The organism is Vibrio sp. K4 (assembly GCF_051122595.1).
Taxonomy (GTDB): Bacteria; Pseudomonadota; Gammaproteobacteria; order Enterobacterales; family Vibrionaceae; genus Vibrio; species Vibrio owensii.
The window spans coordinates 3,702,276-3,715,771 of record NZ_CP178577.1 but is presented as its reverse complement, the minus strand read 5'-3'; the positions used below and the strand labels follow the sequence as shown (position 1 = coordinate 3,715,771).

The 13,496-nt window shown below is 47.1% G+C and carries 14 protein-coding genes; 7 read left to right on the top strand and 7 right to left on the bottom strand.

All coding sequences use genetic code 11. From position 1 onward, the window contains the following. The first annotated feature begins 38 nt into the window (after nt 1-38). The 3 genes from gpsA to ACLIIY_RS16805 all read left to right on the top strand — a co-directional run bounded on the left by gpsA (nt 39) and on the right by ACLIIY_RS16805 (nt 3,151). Entirely contained in the window at nt 39-1,076 is a 1,038-nt protein-coding gene (gene gpsA / locus ACLIIY_RS16815) for an NAD(P)H-dependent glycerol-3-phosphate dehydrogenase (protein ID WP_434527929.1), read from the top strand. Nucleotides 1,077-1,154: 78 nt separating this feature from the next. Further along, on the top strand, nt 1,155-1,976 hold the full coding sequence (cysE, locus tag ACLIIY_RS16810) for a serine O-acetyltransferase (protein ID WP_005440502.1): 822 nt from the start codon (nt 1,155-1,157) through the stop codon (nt 1,974-1,976). Between the two features lie 26 nt (nt 1,977-2,002). After that, nucleotides 2,003-3,151, top strand: coding sequence for a murein hydrolase activator EnvC family protein (locus ACLIIY_RS16805; protein ID WP_032803124.1), 1,149 nt, complete (start codon nt 2,003-2,005; stop codon nt 3,149-3,151). Between the two features lie 96 nt (nt 3,152-3,247). Here the strand turns inward: ACLIIY_RS16805 and ACLIIY_RS16800 are convergent, their stop codons facing one another. From ACLIIY_RS16800 to epmA, 4 genes are all read right to left on the bottom strand, one after another. Continuing rightward, complete coding sequence (locus ACLIIY_RS16800; protein WP_039840844.1) at nt 3,248-4,204, bottom strand: acetyltransferase; 957 nt, start codon at nt 4,202-4,204, stop codon at nt 3,248-3,250. Between the two features lie 186 nt (nt 4,205-4,390). Continuing rightward, a complete protein-coding gene (locus ACLIIY_RS16795) occupies nt 4,391-5,026 on the bottom strand; it encodes a TetR/AcrR family transcriptional regulator (RefSeq protein WP_005440488.1) in 636 nt (211 codons plus the stop codon). Nucleotides 5,027-5,047: 21 nt separating this feature from the next. Further along, a complete protein-coding gene (locus ACLIIY_RS16790; protein WP_434527928.1) occupies nt 5,048-5,422 on the bottom strand; it encodes a VanZ family protein in 375 nt (124 codons plus the stop codon). Nucleotides 5,423-5,431: 9 nt separating this feature from the next. Beyond that, the gene (gene epmA, locus ACLIIY_RS16785; protein WP_009707851.1) at nt 5,432-6,403 is read right to left on the bottom strand and encodes an elongation factor P--(R)-beta-lysine ligase; all 972 of its coding nucleotides are present in this window, start codon (nt 6,401-6,403) and stop codon (nt 5,432-5,434) included. 449 nt (nt 6,404-6,852) lie between these two features. Here epmA and frdA point away from each other — a divergent pair, with 449 nt between their 5' ends. Genes frdA through frdD form a run of 4 tightly spaced genes read left to right on the top strand, consistent with a single transcriptional unit; the run spans nt 6,853 to nt 10,207 of the window. Then, nucleotides 6,853-8,673, top strand: coding sequence for a fumarate reductase (quinol) flavoprotein subunit (gene frdA, locus ACLIIY_RS16780; protein WP_434527927.1), 1,821 nt, complete (start codon nt 6,853-6,855; stop codon nt 8,671-8,673). After that, entirely contained in the window at nt 8,673-9,431 is a 759-nt protein-coding gene (locus tag ACLIIY_RS16775) for a succinate dehydrogenase/fumarate reductase iron-sulfur subunit (RefSeq protein WP_005440483.1), read from the top strand. Before frdA ends, ACLIIY_RS16775 begins: the two co-directional genes overlap by 1 nt. A gap of 2 nt (nt 9,432-9,433) precedes the next feature. Continuing rightward, a complete protein-coding gene (gene frdC / locus ACLIIY_RS16770; protein WP_005440480.1) occupies nt 9,434-9,817 on the top strand; it encodes a fumarate reductase subunit FrdC in 384 nt (127 codons plus the stop codon). A gap of 12 nt (nt 9,818-9,829) precedes the next feature. Then, nucleotides 9,830-10,207: a fumarate reductase subunit FrdD gene (gene frdD, locus ACLIIY_RS16765; RefSeq protein ID WP_434527926.1), complete on the top strand. Its 378-nt coding sequence runs from the start codon at nt 9,830-9,832 to the stop codon at nt 10,205-10,207. Between the two features lie 91 nt (nt 10,208-10,298). Here the strand turns inward: frdD and ACLIIY_RS16760 are convergent, their stop codons facing one another. The 3 genes from ACLIIY_RS16760 to efp form a co-directional block, all read right to left on the bottom strand. Then, nucleotides 10,299-10,982: a nitroreductase family protein gene (locus tag ACLIIY_RS16760; RefSeq protein WP_434527925.1), complete on the bottom strand. Its 684-nt coding sequence runs from the start codon at nt 10,980-10,982 to the stop codon at nt 10,299-10,301. A gap of 243 nt (nt 10,983-11,225) precedes the next feature. Beyond that, nucleotides 11,226-12,629, bottom strand: a complete 1,404-nt coding sequence (locus tag ACLIIY_RS16755; protein WP_005440474.1) for an SPFH domain-containing protein — start codon at nt 12,627-12,629, stop codon at nt 11,226-11,228. A 273-nt stretch (nt 12,630-12,902) separates the two neighbouring features. Beyond that, nucleotides 12,903-13,469 (bottom strand): elongation factor P, encoded by a 567-nt coding sequence (gene efp, locus ACLIIY_RS16750; protein ID WP_005440472.1) that lies wholly within the window; start codon nt 13,467-13,469, stop codon nt 12,903-12,905. Nucleotides 13,470-13,496: the final 27 nt, after the last annotated feature.

Genomic DNA, 13,496 nt, shown 5'->3' with positions numbered 1-13,496 from the left:
ACTAGATTCTACTAGTAGAAAGACAATTAGGCGGTAGCATGACACAAGCAAATACAAACAATGCTTACGGTAAAGACATCGCAATGACTGTGATCGGTGCTGGCTCATACGGCACTTCTTTGGCAATCTCCCTTGCTCGTAACGGCGCGAACGTCATCCTTTGGGGTCACGAGCCAGAGCACATGGCACGCCTTGAAGCAGACCGTGCCAACCACGAATTCCTACCTGGTATTGATTTCCCAGAGAGCTTGATCATTGAATCGGATTTAGAAAAAGCCGTTCAAGCAAGCCGTGACTTGTTAGTTGTGGTTCCTAGCCACGTTTTCGGCATCGTACTAAAAAGCTGTCAGCCTTTCCTACGTGAAGATTCTCGCATCTGTTGGGCAACCAAAGGTCTTGAGCCAGAAACCGGTCGTCTACTAAAAGAAGTGGCGTTCGACATCATCGGTGACAGCTATTCACTAGCGGTACTGTCTGGCCCTACGTTTGCTAAAGAGCTTGCGATGGGCATGCCTACTGCCATCTCTGTTGCCTCTCCAGACGCAGACTTCGTTGCTGACCTGCAAGAGAAAATTCACTGCAGCAAAACTTTCCGAGTCTACGCAAACAACGACTTTATCGGCATGCAACTTGGCGGTGCGGTGAAGAACGTTATCGCGATTGGCGCAGGTATGTCTGATGGTATCGGCTTTGGTGCCAATGCTCGTACCGCACTGATTACACGTGGTTTGGCAGAAATGAGTCGTCTTGGCGCAGCTCTGGGCGCACAACCAGAAACCTTTATGGGCATGGCTGGCTTGGGCGACCTTGTTTTGACTTGTACCGATAACCAGTCGCGTAACCGCCGTTTTGGTTTGGCACTAGGTCAAGGTAAAGACGTCGACACTGCGCAAGAAGAAATCGGTCAAGTCGTTGAAGGCTACCGCAACACCAAAGAAGTTTGGATGCTCTCTCACCGCATGGGCGTAGAGATGCCAATTGTTGACCAAATTTATCAAGTATTGTATCAAGGAAAAGATGCACGCCTGGCAGCGCAAGATTTACTTGCTCGTGACAAAAAAGCCGAAGGAAAGTAGCACCCTAGCTCCCTTTGCACCTCATCTGAGAAGAATAGAAGTTGTCGGGTCACGGAAGAACCACTCAGGATATTGAGAATGAAACACTGCGAAAAACAAAAAGTCTGGAACAAAATCGTTTCAGAAGCCCGTGAGATGTCAGAGCAAGAGCCTATGCTGGCGAGCTTTTATCATGCGACCATTATTAAGCATGACAGCTTGTGTGCCGCATTGAGCTATATTCTGGCCAACAAATTAAACACTGCGTCGATGCCTGCTATGGCAGTGCGTGAAGTGGTTGAAGAGGCATTTGCTGCCGATCCTACTATCACGGACGGCGCAGCTTGTGATATTTGTGCCACGGTCAATCGCGACCCTGCGGTTTCTATGTACTCAATGCCATTATTGTACTTAAAGGGCTACCATGCTCTGCAAGGCTACCGAGTAGCAAACTGGTTGTGGAAGCAAGGTCGTCACGCTCTTGCGACTTACCTGCAAAATCAGATTTCTGTGGCGTGTCAGGTCGATATTCACCCTGCAGCGCGCATCGGTAGTGGTATCATGCTAGACCATGCAACTGGCATCGTGATTGGTGAAACGGCTGTCGTAGAAAACGACGTGTCTATTTTGCAGGACGTCACCCTTGGTGGTACCGGCAAAGAATGCGGTGACCGTCACCCGAAAATTCGCGAAGGCGTAATGATCGGCGCAGGTGCAAAGATTCTTGGCAATATTGAAGTCGGTCAAGGGGCGAAAATCGGCTCTTGTTCTGTGGTATTGCAAGCAGTGCCACCCCACACAACTGTGGCTGGTGTGCCTGCAAAAATCGTTGGTCGTCCGAAAACGGACAAACCTTCTCTCGATATGGATCAAGGCTTTAATGGCAAATCGCAAAGCTTTATCCATGGAGATGGTATTTAATCGTCATCTGATCCTTTGACAATAATGTGGTAGGTAACTCTCAAGTGCGAAAACAAAATCACCCAGTGCTACGCTCGGCTATTTTATTAACTTGTGCTTTATCTGCCACATATCCCCTCACCTCTTCCGCTGCCAGTCAGCAAGAGTTAAAAGGCGTTTCTAGCGAAATCAGCCGTCAGCGCAAGTCGCTCACTTCTCAAGAAAAACAACTTAACGATCTGCAAAAGTCGCTTAAAGACCAAGAGCTTGGTATCTCGAAACTAGAAAGAGAAATTAAGCAAACTAAGGCGGAATTAGCGCAAGCCGATCAGAACATTAATAAGTTGGAAGAGAAAATTGCACTGCAAGAAGGCCAACGCCAAGCGCAAGAGGAAGAGCTAAAACAGCTCATTCAAACCTACTACGTGACGGAACGCGCCAAAGCCAATGGACATCTGCTCAATGAAGGGGTTGAAGAGGATCGCATCAGTCAATATTTCCAACACTTAGCGAAAGCACGTGCGGAGGTGATTGATGCCATAACCAAAACTACTCAAGAGTTGGCACACAATAAAAACCAACTTGAATTAGAAAAAGAACAGATAGAAACCTTGCTTAAGCAGCAATCGGAAAAGCGCTCGTCATTGGCAAGCACGCAATCGAAACGTAAAGGCACGCTAAGCAAGATTCAGAAAAGCATCAAAGACGACAAACGCTACCTTTCAGAACTGCAACGCAACGAAACCCGCCTAAAAGCGGAAATTGCGAAAGCAGCGAAACGTAACGCAGTACCGATGGATGGTATCGCGAAACAACGTGGCAAACTGCCTTGGCCACTCAAAGGCCGAGTCCTGCATAACTTCGGCACCAGACAGACTGGCCAAGTAAACTGGAAAGGCATGGTGCTTTCAGCAAGCTACGGTCAACAAGTCAAAGCCGTTTACCCAGGTACCGTTGTATTCGCCGAATACTTGCGTGGTTATGGTCTAGTCGTTCTGCTCGACCATGGTAAAGGCGACATGACGCTCTACGGTTACAACCAAGCATTGACCAAGAAAGAAGGCGATAAGGTAACAGCCGGTGAAGTAATTGCCCTTGCGGGTGATACAGGTGGTCAAGACAGACCTTCACTCTACTTCGAAATTCGCCGTAACAGTGAAGCGCAAAACCCGAAATCTTGGTTAAAGCGTATGTAGCTGTCGTTTATCATCGCAGTTCTAATCAGCACTATCACGACACAAAAAACAAAGGAGCCACTCGGCTCCTTTGTTGTATGTATATTTTGGAAAGTGCTATGCGTAGTAGGTCTCGACCGCATCAATAAAGGCACTAACATCATCTTTGCTTAGCGCATTGATGCCCGCCGCAGCCTCTCGACCACCACCTGTCGGGAACTGTCCACACACCGCCACGGCACCTTGCTTGTTATTCAGTGGCGCGCGAAGAGAAACCGTGTAAGTACCGTCTGCATTTTCAGTTAACACCGCATGCGCAGAGTCTGGGGTTTGGTTTGCAAGCCAGTTGCCATAAACGCCACTGATTCGGCGTGATGCTGCATTGTTTGGCAGTTCAAATAGCTTGAGCTTCGCACTCTCGTGAGTAGCAGGAACCGCCTGTGCCGCATCCATATCTTGTTGATAAGCCGATTGTAATTGGTAGTAAGGTGACGCTTTATCTGCAATCGCATCAAATGGTGAAACGTATTGTTTTAACGCTTGGTACAAGTCCGCTGGGTGAAAATGAAGGTCGTCTACTTTAGAGCCATAACCGTTGTAGTTGATTAAAGTGCCAAGCTCTTTTAGTTGTGCTTTCTGCTCTTGATTAAGTCCGGCTTTGTCCGCCAATGCATCCGCTTTAGCGATCAAGTTATCGCCATAAGCAGCGGTAATCGCCCATGTATGAAAACGGCCATCAAGCAGTTTATCGACAATCAACGCAGTACACATGTTGGCATCGAGATCGATGTGCGCGTCCAAATTACCGTGTTGAGGAATCTCGCCCGCTTTGTGGTGATCAGCGTAGAAAACATGCGCGCCTTGAGCCAAAGCTTGCTCTAGACCTACCATGTTCTTTTCCATTGAAATGTCCAACACTGTCAGCTCATCGCCCGCTTGCACACCCACTTTTTCCACCAGTTTGATGTCGCGCTTTACGCCTGTCACCAACTCAGCGTTGATAGGATCCGCTAAGCGCAATTGCAGCAATGCGATGATACCGTCGGCATCACCATTAAAAATGTCGTAATTCATTGAACGATAGTTCCTTTATCGAGAATCATCTTCCACTAGAAAGTATGGAAGAGCATGAGTTCTATTGTGCGAAATGAGCACAGCAAGTCAACTCAAGGAAGGAGTTGAAAATGAGAGCTGCGCTCTAAACCTTAAGCGTTGAGCCATACTCTCATTTTCTGAAATGAATAAGGAGGGAAAATAGTATTAACTGTGCAGACGACTCACTGCTTCTTCAAGCAAAAGCAACTGTTCCATGCCCTGCTCGGTCGCCACGGGTTTCACCACGTTAAGCATTTGCAACATGCCTTGTTTCACCATTAGCTCGGTAATGTCGGTCTTTGATGACATCGCCGATTGGTAAGCTAACCAACTACACGCAATAAGGTGCAGCGTGCAAACTAGGGATTTCAACTGCTCTTGGTCGACATTCAACAGCTTCAGCGACACAAACTCTTGCATGATTGCAATGAGGTTGGCTTGCAGCTTCTCTTGAACATCAATGTACTCATCATGCAGTTGCTCGTCTCGAGAAAGGATTTCTGGCAGGTTCGCGTAGAAAAAACGGTACTTCCACATCAGAGTGAAGATTGAATCGAGGTAGCTTTTCAGCATGGTCAGGCTCTCTTGAGAACCTTGAATTGGAGTAAAGCGTTCTAACAGTTCCGCAGAGTAAAGCGCGAAAATCTCACGCACGATTTCTTGTTTGTTGCGGAAGTGGTAGTAAAGATTGCCTGGGCTAATTTCAATATGGTCAGCAATGTGGTTAGTTGTGATATTGCGCTCACCATGTTGGTTAAACAACTCCAGTGCGGCATAGACGATTTTGTCGCGCGTTTTCATGGTTATCGTATTCCCTCTTCATTATCGAATCGAGTATAGCGACTTCACCAACCTAGGTCGATAGAGGCTCCAAATACGGTAACATAGCAGACCAGTTAGAATGCCAATCGAGTTCGCAATCAAGTCGTGCCAAGAGGTTTGACGCCCCACATAACCTTGTAAAACTTCAATCACAGCGCTGAATAACAGAATGCTCAGAGCCACCGTCCAACGCTGACGCCAATTTGCGACACAAAAGCAGCCCAAGAAGCCAAAACCGCTGTACGCCATCGCGTGCTGCATCTTATCTAAGTACGCAATATCCCCCCAATCTTGCAACTCTCCAGAGCTCAAAGATAGGTAAGCAATTAATGTCGCGTAACTCAATAGCACCAAACGCGCAGCGGTCAGATTCATCGTCAATCCTTAAGCAATTGGGAATGGGAAAGCAGTTACTTGGTCAATATGGTCACAACCAAGAGCCAACATAATCAGGCGATCAACGCCGAGCGCCACACCGGCACAATCTGGCAAGCCTGCTTCTAACGCACCAATCAAGTGGTAGTCGATCGGCTGTGGCTTCAAACCCATTTCAAGACGCTTAGCATTATCTTGTTCAAAGCGCGCCAATTGTTCTTTCGGGTTATCTAGCTCGTGGAAACCGTTCGCTAACTCAATACCTTTGAAGTACACCTCAAAGCGATCAGCAACGCGATTGTCTTGTGGATTGATCTTTGCCAGTGCCGCTTGCGATGCAGGGAAATCATAAACAAATGCCGGTACTTGCTGGCCAATCTTCGCTTCGACACCGATGCTGAACAGCAGTTGCAGTAAAGTATCGCGATCTTCTTCAGGCTCGGCAATGTCACTCAGACCCAACTTTGCCGCGACTACTTTTAGCTCTTGCATCGAGCCCTCTAACGGGCACACGCCAAGCACGTCAATAAAGGCTTGCTGGTAAGTCATTCGCTCAGCAGCACCGCACTTCAATACCAGTTGCAGCAGATCGTCCATTTCGTCCATCAGCTTGTGGTGATCAAAGCCGATGCGGTACCACTCCAACATAGTGAATTCAGGATTGTGGTGACGACCATTCTCTTCATTACGAAACGCTTTGTTGATTTGGTAGATGCAACCACTGCCTGCAGCAAGTAAGCGCTTCATGTGAAATTCAGGGCTAGTCATAAAGAACAGCTTGCTGCCGTCGGCATAGCCCGGTCCAACAAACTCTGTTTGGAAGGTATGCAAATGAATGTCGGTCACCGTGGCGTGGCTCATGGCTGGCGTGTCGACTTCCATCACCTGTCGCTCGGCAAAGAATTGACGAATAGCGGTGATCAACGCGGCTCGTTGACGAAGTTGTTCCATAGAAGCAGTAGGTTGCCAGGTCGTTTGCATAACAAGACTCTCAATACATAAGTGAGCGAGGAAAATAGCAATTTTGGCACGCTTTGCCTAGCTCGGCGAGGGGGGATTCATCTTAATTGCATTGGTCTAAATACGAATAAAACTCGATCAGAATTGAAGCAAGCATTCCACGTTCTACAGTACAAAAAACACTCACAACTTACCCTATTATCAATGAGGGTAATGTCGTGCAACACCTGTGTAACATTGAGCAGCTTTACGTTTATCCCTCAACTGTTTCGTGCCGTGATAGCAGTCACATAACCTAGAATTTCTATGCTCTCGTGTGCATTACCGGAGAAAAAACCCAAATACATCAATTTTTCTGCCATAAGGCTCCCCTACACTAACCCTACTACTTTTGAGGGATAGCCTAAAAATGGTGCCCTCACACTCACAATAACAAGCGGATTTCCGCAATCACACACTGGAGGATAACTGTGCAAACTATCACCACAGATATCGCAGTCATCGGCGCAGGCGGCGCTGGTCTTCGTACTGCTATTGCAGCGGCTGAAGCAAACCCGGACTTAGAAGTAGCGCTTATTTCTAAAGTTTACCCAATGCGCTCCCATACGGTTGCTGCAGAAGGTGGCTCAGCAGCAGTTATCAAGGATGAAGATAGCTTAGACAACCACTTCAACGACACTGTTGGCGGTGGTGACTGGCTATGTGAACAGGACGTTGTTGAATACTTTGTAGAGAACGCGACTCGCGAAATGATCCAAATGGAGCAATGGGGTTGCCCATGGAGTCGTAAAGAGAACGGTGAAGTCAACGTACGCCGCTTTGGTGGTATGAAGGTTGAACGTACTTGGTTCGCTGCAGATAAAACTGGCTTCCACATGCTTCACACGCTATTCCAGACGTCGATGAAGTACGACAACATCAAGCGCTTTGATGAGTATTTTGTTGTCGACTTGCTTGTTGATGAAGGTGAAGTACAAGGTCTGATTGCAATCCACATGTCTGAAGGTGAACTAGTTACGATTAAAGCGAAGTCTGTCGTACTAGCAACAGGTGGCGCAGGTCGCGTTTACCACTGTAACACCAACGGCGGTATCGTAACGGGCGACGGCATGGCGATGGCTTACCGTCACGGCGTTCCTCTACGTGATATGGAATTCGTTCAGTACCACCCAACAGGTCTTCCTGGCACAGGTATCCTGATGACTGAAGGTTGTCGTGGTGAAGGCGGTATCATCGTCAATAAAGACGGCTACCGTTACCTACAAGACTACGGCATGGGCCCAGAAACTCCAGTGGGTCAGCCTAAGAACAAATACATGGAACTTGGTCCTCGTGACAAAGTTTCTCAAGCTTTCTGGCACGAACAACAGAAAGGCAACACCATCAAACACCCTCTTGGTGATGTGGTGCATCTAGACCTTCGCCACCTAGGTGAAGAGTACCTACAAGAGCGTCTACCGTTCATCTGTGAGCTAGCGAAAGCTTACGTGAACGTTGACCCTGCAAAAGAGCCAATTCCAATTCGTCCAACGGTTCACTACACCATGGGTGGTATTGAAACCAACGGCGAATGTGAAACTCGCATTAAAGGTCTATTCGCAGTTGGCGAATGTGCGTCTGTTGGTCTTCACGGTGCAAACCGTCTAGGTTCTAACTCGCTGGCTGAGTTCGTAGTATTCGGTCGCGTTGCGGGCGAACAAGCGGTGAAACGCGCGGCAGAATTCAAAGGCTGGAACGAAGAGTCTATCGCGACTCAAGTGAAAGCTGTAGAAGATCGCATTGCTGCTCTAATGAACCAAGAAGGTGATGAAAACTGGGCAGATATCCGTACTGAAATGGGTCACACCATGGAAGCGGGTTGTGGTATCTACCGCCAAGAAGATTTGATGCAAGCAACGATTGATAAGATCACTGAACTTAAAGCTCGTTACAAGAAAATCAGCATCAAAGACAAAGGCAAAGTGTTCAACACTGACCTCCTATACGCTATCGAAGTGGGTTACGGCCTAGAAGTCGCAGAAGCGATGGTTCACTCTGCAATCCTACGTAAAGAATCTCGTGGTGCGCACCAACGTCTAGACGACGGTTGTACAGAGCGTGACGACGTGAACTTCCTGAAACACTCGCTTGCTTTCTTCAAAGAAGATGCAGCACCAAGCATCGACTACAGCAACGTGAAGATCACTAAATCTCAGCCTAAAGCGCGCCTATACGGTGAAGCGGCAGAAAAAGCAGCAGCAGCTGAAAAAGCCGCTGAAGCAGAAGCGAAGAGCGCAGAGGAGCAAGCATAATGTCAGCAAACCGCATTCAAAAAGTAGACATTCTGCGTTACGACCCTGAGAAGGACGCGGAACCATACACGCAAACATTCGAAGTTCCATTTGATGAAACCATGTCTGTACTTGACGCACTTGGCTACATCAAAGATCACCTAGATAAAGATCTGTCTTACCGCTGGTCTTGTCGTATGGCGATCTGTGGTTCTTGCGGCATCATGGTAAACAACGTGCCTAAGCTAGCTTGTAAGAGCTTCCTACGTGATTACCCGAATGGCGTAACTATCGAGCCACTAGCAAACTTCCCTATCGAGAAAGACTTGATCGTGGATATGACGCCGTTCATCGAGCGCCTAGAAGCAATCAAACCTTACATCATTGGTAACGACCGCAAACCAGAAGACGGCACAAACCTACAAACACCAGAGCAAATGGCGAAATACAAGCAATTTGCTGGCTGTATCAACTGTGGTCTTTGCTACGCGGCATGTCCTCAGTTCGGTTTGAACCCTGAGTTCATTGGTCCTGCTGCACTGACTCTGGCACACCGTTACAACCTAGACAGCCGTGACAACGGTAAAGATGAGCGTATGAAGCTGATCAATGGTGAAAACGGCGCTTGGGGTTGTACATTCGTAGGTTACTGTTCTGAAGTTTGTCCGAAGAACGTTGACCCAGCAGCGGCAGTAAACCAAGGCAAAGTGGAGTCTTCAATGGACTTCGTGATTGCGATGTTGAAACCTGATGGTTCACCAAAGAAAGTGGAGGCATAAGGATGAGCAACCGTAAACCTTACGTTCGTGAAATAAAACGCACATGGTGGAAGAACCATCCTTTCTACCGCTTCTACATGGTACGTGAAGCAACGGTGCTTCCTCTGATCCTATTCACTATCTTCCTGACTTTCGGTCTAGGTTCACTAGTGAAAGGTCCTGAAGCTTGGCAAGGTTGGTTGGAGTTCATGGCAAACCCTATCGTGGTAGCGATCAACATCGTTGCACTGCTAGGTAGCCTATTCCACGCACAAACTTTCTTCAGCATGATGCCACAGGTAATGCCAATTCGTCTGAAAGGCAAACCTGTAGATAAGAAGATCATCGTTCTGACTCAGTGGGCAGCGGTAGCGTTCATCTCACTGATCGTTCTCATCGTGATGTAAGGAGCTTGAGTAATGAAACCGAATTATAGTGTTAATACAGCACCGAAACGTTCTGATGAGCCAATCTGGTGGGGTCTATTTGGTGCCGGTGGTACTTGGTTTGCGATGATCACGCCAATCACAGTACTCGTAATGGGTATCCTAGTTCCACTAGGCATCATTGATGCAGAAGCAATGAGCTATGAGCGTGTATCTGAATTCGCGACTAGCATCATTGGCGCACTGTTCATCATCGGTACGCTAGCATTGCCAATGTGGCATGCAATGCACCGTGTACACCACGGCATGCACGACCTTAAATTCCACACAGGTGTGGTAGGTAAAATCGCATGTTACGCGTTTGCAGGTCTTATCTCTGCACTAGCCGTTATCTTTATCTTCATGATTTAAGATACCGACGGAAATGAAAAAAGCTGGCACCTCGCCAGCTTTTTTATTGCCTGCTATTTGTGTTTATCGTCAGTGCTATTCGTTTCAGGCACTATTCAATAAAGGTCGCGATTTCATCCAACGACTTTTTGTGCATCGCATGCTCTGGAATGGTCGCATCTTCTTCCGGATAACCGGTCACAATCAACATGTACGGACGGTCAACATCGTTGTCTCGCCCACAAATCTTGCTCAAGAAACTCATCGGCTTTGGCGTGTGCGTCAAGGTACCCAAACCGGCGTTATGTAATGCTTGAAGCAAAAAGCCCGTCGCAATCCCGACTGACTCGTGCACGTAATAGTTGGTTTGTTCCCCATCGTTGCTCATACCGCCTTTCTTTTGCGAAAACACCGCGATCAGCCACGGCGCTTTTTCCAAATACGGCTTACTGGCATTCGTGCCAAGTGGCTTCAGTGCATCTAACCATTCTTGCCCTGCTCGACCTTCATAGAAAGAACGTTCTAGTTCTTCAGCGGCTTGACGGATCTGCCCTTTCACTTCTGCACTGTTAATCGCAACAAAATGCCAAGGTTGATGGTTTGCCCCACTCGGAGCTGTACCTGCCGCTCGAATGCAGTGCTCAATCACTTCTTTCGCCACTGGGCGATCTGAGAAACTTCGAATCGAATGACGGCGCTGGAGTTGCTCAAAATTATGTACAGCTCTTGCTGCCATTTCCTCTGGAGGGTATTCAACAAAATCAGCGAGTGGGTGATGTTGTTCTTGAGTCGACATAGTGCTTCCTTGCGCTTGTTGGGTATTGATTCACTATAGCCACAAATTTCGCCCTCGCCTTTTTATCTTCATAAAATCAATGTGATATTGAGATAAAGCGCAAATATTCAGCCGCATTTCACCAACAAAAAAGAGAGGCTGATAACACGTATCAGCCTCTGCATTACTCTGGTTTGTACAGCTACCAGAGCTTTTGGTCACCTATGATCTTTTTGCTTTTTGAGCTTTTGACCACCCATGATCTTATTGCTGTGTGACCTTCTTGGTTTGGTCCATTAAGCCCAACGCGCCAAAGCCAGTAATCACATCGAGGTTAGTCTTCAGACCCGTCGCTTCACCACCACCGATGTAGTTTTGTGGCATCTGCACTTGGAAGTTTTGCAGGTTGTTGTACAGCGAGTTCGCCACATCTCGGTTCAACTCTGCCAAGTACACTTCTCGGTTTGCACCCAGTGCTGCGTACTTCGCTTTCAAGACTTCCGCTTCTGCACGGCCTTTTTCAAGAATCGCTTTTGCTTCAAATTCCGCTGATAGAGCGTTGGCTTTTTGAATCGCTAGGTTCGCTTCTGCAATCGCTAACTCTTTCTCTTTTTCCACCTCAGCCAGTCGCTTGGTTTTTTCGACTTCGACGATTTCACGCTCTGCAATCTGACGTGCAACTTCGACTTCTTTTTGCTGTGCGATGATCGCAAGCTCTTTACTACGTTGAGCATCTTGTACTTCACGGGTACGTTGAATCTCTTTACGTAACTGCTCAGTCTCTGCTTGTGCTTTGGAGGTCTCTTGCTCCTGAATCGCACGGATACGGTCTGCTACTAAGCGCTTTTTATCTGCGAGCAATTGATCAAGCTGCTTCTCTGGTTGCGGGTCACCGATGGTCACCTGCGTCACTTGAATACCGTATTGCTGTAGCGGGTTATCCTGTCGGATTGGTTGGCCTGTGTTATCCACGACCGGCACCGTCTTCCAAACCAATTGGTTAGTACGCTGCAGTTGGTTCGCGTTCGACTGATTCGCACCCACCGGAGCAAGATCTAGCTCTTCCACTTCTACCTGACGACGCTCAGTCAGATAAATACCTTCACGCAGTTGGTCACCCAATTTGGATTTGAACTGGTTCAAGCCGCCTTGGAAAAACTCTTCACCTGTGTATTGAGTCGCGGTAATCACCGTCACGTTACGTGCGTTCTTCACTAACAATGCATCGATTAGGTTGCTGTTGTTGCGGAACTCTTTATGCATCTTTTTAACCGCTTCTGGGTCATTACTCAGCTTGAAGCGGAATGTCACTGGGATCTGACCAATGTAGGTATCGGCAAAGCGAACCTGAATCGCATCAAGGCGTTGATAAAAATCTTCGCCCTTGCTGTTACCAAATGACACGGTGATCACTTGGTCATACTTGGTAATCTTGGACAGAAACGGCATGCGAAAATGAATGCCCGGTTCTGTGAATACGTCCAATTCACCAGTAATGTTGTTCTGATGCACATAGCTGTAACCCGCATCGGTCATCAGCACTGAGCTGTTAATCGTTAAGCCTATTGCCAGCAGCGGAATACCAAATACGGCTGCTTTCAATCCTTTATGTAGTAACTGACGTCTCTCTTCCACCTTTAAACCTCGTCCTAAGCCTCTGCTTTCCATTTTGTTCTCCTTTTTGGATTGTCATTGAGTTAAATCGATAAAAATCAAATTGCTATGCAACTCGCTGACAACGAGGACTAATGTATCAAATTGTTACATTAAGAAATAATCGAAAGATTCATGAAATAAATAAGATTTTTACGAATAATACAAAATCATCAGAAATTTGCGGAGGATATCGATGTTTTGCACAGAGGAGTCAAAGAGAGGAAAATGACAGGCAATAAAAAAGGCCGCCGAAGCGACCTTTTCAATCAGAAAGTCTAAGGTGAATTACTTCACACGACCTACGTATTCACCAGTACGAGTGTCAACTTTAATCACTTCGCCGATTGCGATGAATAGTGGTACACGTACTACAGCGCCAGTTGATAGTGTTGCTGGTTTACCACCTGTACCTTGAGTATCACCTTTCAGACCTGGATCTGTGTCAGTAACTTCTAGTTCAACGAAGTTTGGTGGAGTAACAGTAATTGGGTTACCGTTCCAAAGCGTGATCATACAAGTGTTGTTTTCTACCAACCACTTAGCGTTTTCACCAACCGCTTTCAAGTCAGCAGCGATCTGCTCGAAAGTTTCGTTGTTCATAAAGTGGTAGAATTCGCCGTCTGAATATAGATAATCTAGGTCGATATCCATTACGTCTGCCACTTCACAAGTGTCACCAGACTTGAATGTTTTCTCTAGCACTTTACCAGAAAGAAGTTTACGAATTTTAACGCGGTTGAACGCTTGGCCTTTACCTGGTTTAACGTATTCGTTTTCCAGAATTACACAAGGCTCGTTATCAAGCATTAACTTAAGGCCGCCTTTAAATTCATTGGTGCTAACTGTAGCCATTTTTTCCTCTTACATTCTTAGAGCTAA